Genomic DNA, 11,817 nt, shown 5'->3' with positions numbered 1-11,817 from the left:
CAAGGATTGCAAAAGATCAAAAATTTCATGCGCAAACTTTCCTGTTGTAAAATAGTCCATTAAATCAGCGAAAAATGATATTGTTTTTGCGAACATTTAATGATAGCATTGCGTGTTTTTCGTAACGTGTATTGATTAACTTTATCGCCTGCAATACAAATAACGATCGCTGATTATGAACAAATTTTGCCTGGCTTTATTGATCTGCTTTTTTTGCTGTGCCGTTTCTGCACAAAACATTTCCGTTTACGATTTAAAATGCGAAGACAAACTTGCTCCTTTAAATATTGATGCAGTTCAACCAAAGTTTAGCTGGAAAATAAAAGGCAATCGCGGATGCAGTCAAACGGCTTATCAAATACTTGTTTCAAAAAACAAAAGCAACTTGCAAAAGGGCATTGGTGAAATTTGGAACTCAGAAAAAGTATCCAGTGCTGAAAATATCTTCATCCCCTATAACGGAACAAAATTACAACCTGCAACGACTTACTTCTGGTGCGTAAAAAGCTGGAACAACCAGCAACAGGCATCTGGTTGGAGCGCACCAACTTCTTTTACCACGGGCCTTTTCACAGATGATGACTGGAGCAATGCAAAATGGATCGGCTATGAAGAACTACCTGACACATCGCGCATTGTGCCCGGCGTTCACAGTCCGGATGTAAAGAAAAAATTGGGACCCGACAAAGCGAAAGCAAGAACCACTGTTCCTCTTTTCAGGAAAACTTTCGCGGCCAATAAAACGATTGTAAGAGCATTGGCTTTTATCAGTGGATTGGGACATTATGAACTAAGTATTAACGGCCAAAAAGTGGGCAACAGTTTTCTTGCGCCGGGATGGACGTCTTACGATAAACGCTGTCTGTACAACGCTTACGATGTTTCCTCCTTAATAAAGAAAGGACAAAATGCAATTGGCGTTATCGTGGGCAATGGCTTTTACAATATCAACAGGGAGCGGTACTTCAAAGCAATTGCCGTTTATGGCAATCCTACAATTATCTGCAAGATCCAGCTTACTTATAGCGATGGCACCGTGCAAAATATAGTATCGGATGATAGCTGGAAAACCATGCCATCACCGATAACATTCTCGAGCATTTATGGCGGCGAAGACTACGATGCCACACTAGAACAAAAAGGTTGGAACACGGCATCTTTTTCTGATACCGCATGGAAAAATGCAATATTGGTAAAATCTCCGCAAGGCAGGCTGGAAGCGGAGAAAGATTACCCTGTGCAGGTTTTCGAAGCATTTAACAAGCCGGTCATTTCCCAACCAGCGAAAGGAATTTACATGTATGATTTCGGACAAAACATTTCCGGCATTGTTGAACTAAAAGTTACCGGCAAGAAAGGACAAACCATTAAATTGACGCCCGCAGAATTAATCACCGACGACAGCCTTGCGAATCAAAAAGCAACAGGCAAGCCTTACTATTTTTCCTACACACTAAAAGGTGACGGCCTTGAAACATGGCGGCCACGCTTTACCTATTATGGCTTTCGTTATGTACAGGTGGAAGGTGGCTCTCCTGCAAATACAAAACAAGAAAGTAATTTGCCTTCCATCATAAGTCTGACATCCCTGCACACTCGAAACAGCTCGCCCACTGCGGGAAACTTTGAATGCTCCAATCATTTGTTCAACCAGATCAATACGCTCATACGCTGGGCCATAAAAAGCAATATGCAAAGTGTGTTAACGGATTGTCCGCACAGGGAAAAACTGAGCTGGTTGGAACAGGATTACTTAATGGGCGATGGCATCAAAAGCAATTTCGAAACTTACAATCTCTATCGCAAGCTGGTGTATGATATGATGGATGCACAAACTGCGGAGGGCCTGGTGCCTGACATTGCGCCCGAGTTTGCCTTCTTTGATGATCATGGTTTTGGTTTCCGCGACTCTCCGGAATGGGGAAGCGCTGCCATCATTGTACCATGGTTAATTTACAAATGGTATGGCGATAAAGATATACTTTCTATCGCCTATCCGATGATGCAGAAGTATGCGGACTACCTTCAGGGCAGATCAGCCAATCATATCCTTTCTTATGGACTTGGCGACTGGTACGACTACGGACCGAATCACCCGGGAGTGGCTCAACTAACGCCCATTCCTTTAACTGCAACGGCCATCTATTATTATGATTTGAGTTTGATGAATAAAGTAGCCGCATTGCTCGGCAATACGACGGACGCAGACAAGTACAGCACTTTATCGCAGCAGGTTAAACAAGCATTCAACGATAAATTCTTTAACGTCGCTACAAATGTTTATGCAACAGGCAGTCAAACATCAATGGCAATGCCGCTTTGCGTAGGTTTGGTAAACGAAGAAAACAGACCGCCAGTGATGAAAAATCTTGTCGATTCCATTGGCGCTTCAGGGAAAAAACTAACTGCCGGAGATGTTGGTTATCACTTCCTGGTACGCGCCCTTCATGAAGGCAATGCTTCACAATTGATCTATGAAATGAACAATCGCGATGATGTTGCGGGTTATGGTTTTCAAATTAAAAAAGGCGCGACTGCTCTTACGGAGTCGTGGCAGGCATTGAAGGATGTGTCAAACAATCACCTGATGCTCGGCCATATCATGCAATGGTTCTACAATGGCTTGCTTGGCATAAACCAGGTCGACAGTTCTGTGGGTTACAAGAGTATTGTTATTAAGCCAGAGATTGTGGGTGATATTTATTTTGCCAAAGGCAGTTACGAGACCATGTATGGCACTATTGTGAGTGATTGGAAAACAGAGAACGGCGTATTCTCTATACACGTAAAAATTCCAGGTAACACTACCGCAGTAGTCTATTTACCGACAACGGAGCAATCGAAAATTTTTGAAAGCAATCGATTATTATCAAAGCAAAGTGAGATAAAAATTCTAGGCGATGAAAACGGTAGAACAGCCGTGAACATTGGCTCTGGAGAATATTGGTTCACAATAAAAAATACGGAACACTGATTTTCATGATTGTCACGATTTGACGGATTTGATATTTTTCAAACAGGTTAACCTGTTTAAAAAAACCCAAAGATGGCACTTGTCATCCCGACGAAGGAGGGATCTGAGTTTGGCACTAACAGGCAGTTTAAGTAAACACCCAGATCCCTCCTTCGTCGGGATGACAAGCAGTCTTCGCAACTAAATATGGCCACCATGTTTTCGGAAAAATTGTTTGGTCAAAAAAATCTTTCTCATCATGACAATCATGAAAATCTGCGTTCTTTCTAAAAAAACATATGAAACTTAAAATATCATCACTGCTATTTATCCTGTCTATCGCTTACAGCTCAATGTCAGCACAGGTTAAGCTCGCGTCTTTATTTACAGACAATATGGTTTTGCAACAGCAATCGGATGTTGCCATCTGGGGCTGGGCAAAGGCCGGCGCAAACATCTCGGTCACCTCTTCATGGAACAAGAAAAAATATACAGCCCAGGCAAATGCCGACGGAAAGTGGAAATTAAAAATTGCGACGCCCTCTTACGGCGGCCCCTACGAACTTACAATTAGTGATGGCAAACCGGTAACCTTGAAGAACATTCTGATTGGAGAAGTATGGTTATGTGGCGGACAATCGAATATGGAGATGGCGATGAAGGGCTTCAAGGGACAACCACTCATCGGCTCCAATGAAGCGATCATTTTGTCGAAAAATAAAAACATCCGACTGTATACCGTACCACGTTCGTCAGTTACTACACCACAAGAAAACAGCAAACCTTCTGAATGGAAGGAAGCAAACCCCGAGTCGGTAAGCAACTTCAGTGCAGTTGGTTATTATTTTGGCAAACGCCTGAATGCCATAATGGACAACGTTCCTATCGGGTTGATCAACTGCAGTTACAGCGGTTCCTCTATCCAGGCATGGATGAATCCTGAAACATTGAAAACATTTCCATCCATCACCATTCCTAAAAAAGACGATTCCATAAAAGTCGTGAGCCGTACCCCCACTACGCTATACAATGGCATGATGCATCCGGTGGAAGGTTACACTATTAAAGGTTGTATCTTTTACCAGGGCGAATCTAACTACGAAGATCCTGATCTGTACGAAAAGCTGTTGCCGGCTGCAGTGAAGCAATGGCGCAGTGAATGGGGCATTGGCGACTTTCCTTTTTATTACACACAAATTGCGCCGTATGGCTACAAGCAACTCGCAGATAAAAATGCTACAGAAAAATACAACTCTGCCTATTTGCGTGACGCTCAAAGAAAATCTGTTGAGTTGATTCCTAACTCAGCAATGTCTGTTTTGCTTGACGCGGGAGATGCAAAAACAATTCACCCGATGAATAAAGAAACGCCGGGACTTCGTCTTGCTTACATTGCACTGGCTAAAAGCTACGATGCAAAAGGCTTTGGATACCTGGCTCCACTTTATGATTCCATAAAAATAAAAGACACGTCTGCTATTGTATCTTTTAAAAATGCAGAGAATTGGTTAACATCTTATGGAAAAAAACTAGCCAATTTTGAAATTGCAGGAAACGACAAGGTCTTCTACCCTGCCACTGCAAGCATTTCAAAAAATACGGTAATCGTTTCTTCACCACAGGTAAAACAACCGGTTGCTGTTCGTTATGCATTTAAAGACGTTCCTGAAGATGGGCTGCTGTTCAGCACTGAAGGGCTGCCGGCGTCCTCGTTCAGGACCGATAATTGGTGAGTGAAGGAACACTGATTTTCATGATTCTCATGATTTGTGATGATTTTTTTGTAACGATTTCTTAAACTGAAACTACATGAAAAGATTTCTGTTTGCCTGGATGCTATTTCTAACTGCAAATGTTTTTGCGCAACAAAACAGAAGCCTTGTTAATACGTCGCAAAGTCCGAACGTAAAATTGAGTTCTACAAACATGGGCGACGTGCAATGGACGAAAGGCTTTTGGGCAGAACGTTTTGATGTTTGTAAAAACGAAATGATTCCTAACATCTGGCACGTTTATACAGACGCCAATATAAGCCACTCGTTCGAGAATTTTAAAATCGCAGCGGGCATTGATACCGGCTCACATTCCGGTCCTTCTTTTCATGACGGAGATTTTTACAAAGTGCTGGAGGCTGTTGCTGCAGTGTATGCGGTAACAAAAGACAAGAGGCTTGATTCCATGATGGATGGAGCGATTGCTGTAATCGCAAAGGCACAACGTACAGACGGTTACATCTATACGCCTGCATTGATAGAGGCAAGAAAAGATCCGGGCAAGGCCAAAGCATTTGCGGAGCGCATCAATTTTGAAGCATACAACTTCGGACATTTGATGACTGCCGGTTGTATTCATTACCGTGCGACAGGAAAAAAAACATTGCTCAATATAGCCATAAAGGCTGCTGATTTCCTGGACGCCTACTATCAACATGCGTCACCAGAGTTGGCGCGTAATGCAATTTGCCCTTCGCATTACATGGGACTTATAGAATTGTATAGAACGACCAACAATAAAGCATATTTGAACCTCGCTAAAAACCTGATCGACATTCGCGGGTATACTAATGACGGTACAGATGACAACCAGGATCGTGTACCTTTTCGCCAGCAAACAAAAGCGATCGGACATGCGGTGCGTGCAAATTATTTGTACGCTGGCGTAACTGATGTGTATGCAGAAACGAAGGATGATTCTTTAATGTATTGCCTCGATCATATCTGGAACGATCTTGTGTTTAAGAAAATGTATATCACTGGCGGTTGTGGCGCTATGTATGATGGCGTTTCGCCAAACGGCACATCTTACAATCCCAATGAAATTCAAAAAACACACCAGGCTTACGGCCTCGATTATCAGTTGCCCAATACGATGGCATATAATGAAACCTGCGCCAATATTGGCAACCTGTTGTGGAACTGGCGCATGTTCCAGGCTACAGCCAATTCAAAATACATTGATGTGCTGGAACAAACTTTGTATAACAGTATTTTGTCGGGCATCAACTTAACTGGCAATGAATTTTTCTACACAAACCCATTAAGTTCGTTTGATAATTTCCCTTACACACTTCGATGGGCAGGCGGAAGACAAGCATATATCAAGTTGTCCAACTGTTGCCCTCCTAATATCATTCGCACTATTGCAGAAATTTCCGACTATGCTTACAGCATTTCAGACAAAGGGATTTATTGCAATTTGTACAGTGGCAACGAACTTTCTACAAAACTGAAAGATGGTTCTGTTGTCAAACTTTCGCAAGAGTCAAACTATCCGTGGAGCGACAAGATCGTTATTAAAATGCAGCAGGTGCCTTCCAAAAAGTTTTCCATGTTCCTGCGTATTCCAAGCTGGTGCAGTAAAGCAACTATTATTGTAAACGGACAACCTGTTGAAAATATTCATGCCGAGACTTATGTTGAAGTAGAAAGAGCGTGGAAGAAAAATGACAGCATCGTTCTTACATTGCCGATGAAAACAAAGTTGATGGAGTCGAATCCGCTAGTGGAAGATTCCCGCAACATGGTGGCTGTAAAACGCGGGCCGGTAGTGTATTGTCTTGAATCAACTGATTTGCCGAAAGATGAGAAAGTTGCTGATATCATGCTTCCTGCATCTATACAATTTACACTCCAACCGATCAATATTTCAGGCAGCGAGGTAATGTCGCTAACCGGTAAAGCAGCATGCCGCGTGAACAACAACAATTGGCAAAACAGGCTGTACCAGGAGTTTTCAAACAAAACGAAAGAGACAACAATACAGCTGATTCCCTATTATACCTGGGCCAATCGCGGACACAGCGAGATGAGTGTGTGGCTGCCTGTGAGCAGATAAGAACAAGAAATGGCGACAAAAAAAGATTTGGATAAAAGTAACACAGGCGTTACTTTTGATTTATGAAAGCTTCTGAGGTCGTTAAAGTTCTTTTGAAGCATGGCTGGGTCTTTGAACGTCAAAAAGGTTCTCATAAAACCTTTAAACATCCGGACAATCCGAACCTGGTAACAATACCAGAACATGGGAAAAAGGACATTCCTTCCGGAACTTTACGACAAATTTGGAAAAAGGCGGGGTTGTAAAACCCTGCCACTTTCATAACCATCAATCTATGACACTAGAAATAATAATTGAAAAAGGCGATGGCGAATTGTGGGGTCGCTTTCAAAAAGGAAACTACCTTGCAACCACTGCGGGGCAAACGGAAAATGAAATTGAAAGTAATTTACGTGAGCTGGCAGTGGACTACTGGAATCATGAGGGTAAAACCGATCGATCGTGGAAGGGATTTCAAGAAGGCAAATTAAAATTTAGATTTGCTTACGATGTGCAAGCCTTCTTTGAAAAGCACAATTATTTGACAGTATCCTATATTGCTGAAATGGCTGGACTAAATGCCAGTCTGGTGAGGCAATACAAATCAGGCATAAAACATCCATCACTTGAACAGGTTAAAAAAATTGAAGCAGTGATAAGGGAGCTTGGTAAAGAACTGGCGGCAGTTTCCCTTTATGGCGGTAGTTAAATATTATTTCTCCTGAGCTTTCATACGAGGTCGGCTTTGCCGGCCTTTTGTTTTTAAACAAACTTTTAACCAGCGTCGAACTAACCTTTTAATAATCAACAAATTGCCATAATACTAAATTGTCTATTTTTAGCATGCTGTATTAGTGCCAATTTATGAGGTTTGACGCCATTACGATAAAAGACATCGCCACTGCATTGGGATTATCCAAATCCACGGTTTCCCGTGCATTGAGGGATAGTCATGAGATTAGTCCGGAGACGAAAAAACTCATTCGTGCATATGCAGAGGAGCACAATTACAGGCCTAACCCCATCGCTTTAAGCCTGAAAGAAAAAAGGAGCCGTTCTATTGGAATTGTGGTTTGCGAAATAGCCAATAGTTTTTTTTCACAAGTAATAAACGGCATTGAATCAATCGCTTATGACAGGGGCTACAATGTAATTATTTCACAAACTCATGAGTCTTTCGAGCGGGAAATGATTGGCCTCAATTATCTTTCGTCACGTTCCGTTGATGGCTTATTGATTTCAGTATCAGCAGAAACCAAAAACTTTGATCACCTCAAAAGCTTACAGAACAAAGGTTTGCCGATCGTATTTTTCGACAGGGTAGCTAATGACATCAAAACACACAAAGTAACCGTCGACAACTTTACAGGCAGTTACAATGCGACTACTCACCTTATTGAAAATGGCTTTGCCCGGATCGCAAGTATCTCTCTTTCTCAACACTCTTTTATCACGCAGGGAAGATTGAACGGCTACAAGAAAGCATTGAGCGATCATCATATTCCCATCGATGAAGACCTGATCAGGTATTGTGCACACGGTGGTTTGTTTTACGAAGAGCTCGAAAAAGAAATGAATGCATTGTTTATGCTAAAACAAAGGCCAGACGCTATTTTCGCGAGTTCGGATAAGATCACCATGGGTGTGCTGCGATATTTTAAATCAAACGGAATCCGCGTGCCGAACGACATTGCGGTGGTTGGTTTTTCAAACTCCGAAACAACGGATCTCTTGCAACCTTCTCTTACGGTTGTCAAACAACCTGCATTTGAAATGGGAAAAATTGCGACCGAAATGCTGATCAATATTATGGAGGCAAATCGCGCTGTAAAAGTTTTTGAAAATCGTGTACTGCCTGCAGAGCTGGTAGTAAGGGATTCGAGCGTGAAGCGAACAGTTGAATTATTGAATAACTGAGTAACTGAATAACTGAACTTTACTGTCAACCTTCCCTCTAACAACTGATCTCTAGGATATTTAGTTGATAATTCAAGGACTATCTTACATTGTGAAAATGTGCAAGAGCTTTATTTTGAACTCAGCAATAGATTATTAATTAAACATCGTTGCGTCGCACACTTCAGCATTTGAATATTTATTGAACAATGAATACTACTTCTTTCCACTTTATCCCTCCGTTGTCCCATCGTTAACAAGACCGCATCGTCATTGCGAGCCACTGCGGAGAATGAAGCATGCATATTTACAACCTGACAAACCGAAAACGAGTGTGGTGAAGCAATCTCTTTGGAGATTGCTTCACCACACTCGTTTTTAATGAAACTCGCCTTTGCTTACTTGAACATACTTTTAATGCAGTGGCTCGCAATGGCGGCGCCGTCTTGTTTTACGGGATTGTTGCAGACGGACTATTCAGTCACTCAGTTATTCGGTTATTCAGTTATTCGGTTACTCAGTTATTCTAAACCAATCCACATCAGCCCATCCCGCATCATTCGTCACAACTGTACGTGTGCAAAACAATCCCATTTTCGCACCGATCCATTTACCGGGCTCTGCCTGGAATGTTTCATTGGTGCTGATGAATTTTTCACCATCAAGGCTATAGCTGAATTCGCATTTCGCTTTTTCGTTCACCGTTACACGGAAGTAAACTGTTTTGCCGGATAAACTTCCCAGCACTTTTTCTGTTTCACGTTCGCCGTTAACAGCGTTACGGCATGTTGCATAGACGATGTTCAGTCCATCCTTTGCAGAACGCAATCCTATGCTGGCATAGCTTTGTCCCATAATGACCAGCCCTACCCTTTCATCTTTTATTTTCGGATTTATTGTGAAAGTAAGTTTCGTGGTGGCCACAAATTTTTCCGCAGGAAATTTCTGAAGAAGCACGTTAGGGACATCCCAATAACTCTTTGCAGAATCAGGAATTTGCGATGCGTACAAACGCAATGCTCCTTTTGCTGTGTTCATGAATGCCCACGTAGCTTTAGGATTTGCCTGCCACTGCCATTGCAAACCAAGCGTTGTTCCATTGAACTCATCACTTTCTGCAGGTGTCGTGATTGGATACACTTTTCCAACATTAGGTTTCTTATACGTTACAACGGGTTCGCCTTTGCCATCGGCGTCATTGTCAACGCCGATAATGGGCCAATCGTTTTTCCATGTCATGGGTTGCAGATGCACGACACGTCCATATGCTTCTTTATCCTGGAAATGCAGGAACCAATGCTCACCTGTTTTTGTATCTACCCATGCACCCTGGTGCGGGCCGTTGACGGGAGATTTTCCCTGGTCCATTACAACCTTTCTTTCATACGGGCCATAAATATTTTTTGACCGTAAAACCAATTGCCACCCGGTGCTTACACCACCCGCTGGTGCGAAGATGTAGTAGTAGCCGTTGCGTTTATAAAACTTCGGACCTTCCAATGTTGGATCGGTTTCGTGACCATCATATACAAGTTTACCTTCGTCAATTACTTTGCTTCCGTCAACGCTCAATTGTTTTACAACAACAATGCTTTTGATACCTGCGCGACTTCCAGCATAGGCATGCACGAGATAGACTTTTCCATTGTCATCCCAAAGCGGACATGGATCAATCAAACCTTTGCCGGCTTCTACCAACACAGGATCGCTCCACGGACCATTGATGTTTTTTGCTTTCGTTACATAAATACCAAAATCAGGATCCGGATAGTAGATGTAAAACTCGTTGTTGTGATAACGGATGGCTGGCGCCCAAACGCCATTGCCATGTTGCGTTGTAGAGAAATGATCAAACGGCGGTTGGCGAAGTAACGCATAACCCTGGATTGTCCAGTTCACAAGATCTTTGGAATGAAGTATCGGCAATCCCGGTACTGCGTCAAAACTTGAAGCAATGAGATAATAATCATCTCCTACTCTAATCGCATCGGGATCTGAATAATCTGCATTGATCACCGGATTTTTGTAGGTTCCGTTTCCCTGGTCTGAAACCCAAACTTTTGATACCTGAGCGTTTGCGTGAATGGTGGTTAAAAATGTAGTAATTAAAAATGCACCAATGATTTTCTTGTTTCGCACGTCCTTTACTTTTTGTTTTTTCCTTGAACTATTCTGTTTGCAATATCGAATTTCTGTTCCTTTATTTCTGCAAGTACCAGCTCCGCCATTTTTCTTGCACCCAACTCATTGAAGTGAGTGTTGTCTTCTTTGCCTTCAGGATAGTTTGGATGTTCGCCGGGCTGCAATTGATTAAACAACAATTTAGAATTTTCCACTCCATATTGCTGCAATAGTACTTTGCTTTTCTCATCAAGATCTATGAACAATACTTTTTCCTCCTTTGCTACATTGCGCACCACTGCTGCATATTTTTCATGCGTTTCCTCCACTACTCCTGCGTTGTCAAACTTTCGCCTCGCGACAGGTGTCAATAAAACAGGAACGCCGTTTTTACTTCTTACTTCCTTTACAAATCTTTGAAGATTGCTTTTAAAAACATCTTCCGTCACATAGCTATTTACTTTTGTGGGCACTTCGTCGTTATGACCGAATTGTATGAACACGTAATCGCCTTCATTCAAGCCATCCATAACTGCCTGCCATCTTCCCTCAGAAATAAATGTTTTTGTGCTTCTGCCATTCTGTGCACGGTTATCAACGACAACTGTAGAATCAAAAAAATATTTAAACGGCATGCCCCAACCTGTTTCAGGATAAGCCTCTGTTTTTTTATCAGACATTGTTGAATCTCCTACCAACCATATTTTGATTTTCTTAGGCGGAAGAGCGAAGGAGGCGAGCGCGATGAGGAGAACAGCGAAACTTTTTTTCATTCTTGTAGTATTTCGAATTAATAATTAATAATTAAAAATTAATAAGGGTGCAGCTCCCTGCTTGTTACTGGTAACGAGAGATGATGCAGATGAATTATTGTGCAACGATAAAAGTATCATACTTACTCTATTTTTCGGTTCTATTTTTTTAAATTCTTAAAAACTGATAGTCTCATTTGTAAACTTATTAAGTTGGAAACACCGACAAGCTCGGTTTATTAAACCAAGCTTGCCAATGTTTTCTCAAATCAATTAAATCAA

At 42.0% G+C, this 11,817-nt stretch carries 8 protein-coding genes; 6 read left to right on the top strand and 2 right to left on the bottom strand.

Annotated features, from left to right (window positions below; translation table 11 throughout):
• Window positions 1-175: 175 nt before the first annotated feature.
• The 6 genes from KTO63_RS10730 (at window position 176) to KTO63_RS10705 (ending at window position 8,683) form a co-directional block, all read left to right on the top strand.
• A complete protein-coding gene (locus KTO63_RS10730; RefSeq protein WP_217791279.1) occupies window positions 176-2,974 on the top strand; it encodes a family 78 glycoside hydrolase catalytic domain in 2,799 nt (932 codons plus the stop codon).
• Between the two features lie 278 nt (window positions 2,975-3,252).
• Window positions 3,253-4,686 (top strand): sialate O-acetylesterase, encoded by a 1,434-nt coding sequence (locus tag KTO63_RS10725; protein WP_217791278.1) that lies wholly within the window; start codon window positions 3,253-3,255, stop codon window positions 4,684-4,686.
• 76 nt (window positions 4,687-4,762) lie between these two features.
• Entirely contained in the window at window positions 4,763-6,787 is a 2,025-nt protein-coding gene (locus KTO63_RS10720) for an aceric acid hydrolase (protein ID WP_217791277.1), read from the top strand.
• 62 nt (window positions 6,788-6,849) lie between these two features.
• Window positions 6,850-7,032, top strand: coding sequence for a type II toxin-antitoxin system HicA family toxin (locus tag KTO63_RS10715; protein WP_217791276.1), 183 nt, complete (start codon window positions 6,850-6,852; stop codon window positions 7,030-7,032).
• A 29-nt stretch (window positions 7,033-7,061) separates the two neighbouring features.
• Window positions 7,062-7,475: a helix-turn-helix domain-containing protein gene (locus KTO63_RS10710; RefSeq protein WP_217791275.1), complete on the top strand. Its 414-nt coding sequence runs from the start codon at window positions 7,062-7,064 to the stop codon at window positions 7,473-7,475.
• Between the two features lie 155 nt (window positions 7,476-7,630).
• Window positions 7,631-8,683 (top strand): LacI family DNA-binding transcriptional regulator, encoded by a 1,053-nt coding sequence (locus KTO63_RS10705; RefSeq protein WP_217791274.1) that lies wholly within the window; start codon window positions 7,631-7,633, stop codon window positions 8,681-8,683.
• A 492-nt stretch (window positions 8,684-9,175) separates the two neighbouring features.
• Here KTO63_RS10705 and KTO63_RS26445 read toward each other — a convergent pair whose 3' ends face one another.
• Both KTO63_RS26445 and KTO63_RS10695 read right to left on the bottom strand, forming a co-directional pair.
• Window positions 9,176-10,801 (bottom strand): glycoside hydrolase family 43 protein, encoded by a 1,626-nt coding sequence (locus KTO63_RS26445; protein ID WP_317195755.1) that lies wholly within the window; start codon window positions 10,799-10,801, stop codon window positions 9,176-9,178.
• A 5-nt stretch (window positions 10,802-10,806) separates the two neighbouring features.
• On the bottom strand, window positions 10,807-11,556 hold the full coding sequence (locus KTO63_RS10695; protein WP_217791273.1) for a rhamnogalacturonan acetylesterase: 750 nt from the start codon (window positions 11,554-11,556) through the stop codon (window positions 10,807-10,809).
• Between the last annotated feature and the right edge of the window lie 261 nt (window positions 11,557-11,817).

The organism is Pinibacter aurantiacus (genome assembly GCF_019130065.1).
In the GTDB taxonomy this organism is placed as follows: Bacteria; Bacteroidota; Bacteroidia; order Chitinophagales; family Chitinophagaceae; genus Pinibacter; species Pinibacter aurantiacus.
The sequence above is the reverse complement of the archived record's forward strand: the minus strand, read 5'-3'. Positions and strand labels throughout refer to the sequence as shown.

Coding starts and splice junctions, on each gene's coding strand:
- KTO63_RS10730 (WP_217791279.1), top strand. CDS start 176: ATGAACAAATTTTGCCTGGCTTTATTGATCTGCTTTTTTTGCTGTGCC.
- KTO63_RS10725 (WP_217791278.1), top strand. CDS start 3,253: ATGAAACTTAAAATATCATCACTGCTATTTATCCTGTCTATCGCTTAC.
- KTO63_RS10720 (WP_217791277.1), top strand. CDS start 4,763: ATGAAAAGATTTCTGTTTGCCTGGATGCTATTTCTAACTGCAAATGTT.
- KTO63_RS10715 (WP_217791276.1), top strand. CDS start 6,850: ATGAAAGCTTCTGAGGTCGTTAAAGTTCTTTTGAAGCATGGCTGGGTC.
- KTO63_RS10710 (WP_217791275.1), top strand. CDS start 7,062: ATGACACTAGAAATAATAATTGAAAAAGGCGATGGCGAATTGTGGGGT.
- KTO63_RS10705 (WP_217791274.1), top strand. CDS start 7,631: ATGAGGTTTGACGCCATTACGATAAAAGACATCGCCACTGCATTGGGA.
- KTO63_RS10695 (WP_217791273.1), bottom strand. CDS start 11,556: ATGAAAAAAAGTTTCGCTGTTCTCCTCATCGCGCTCGCCTCCTTCGCT.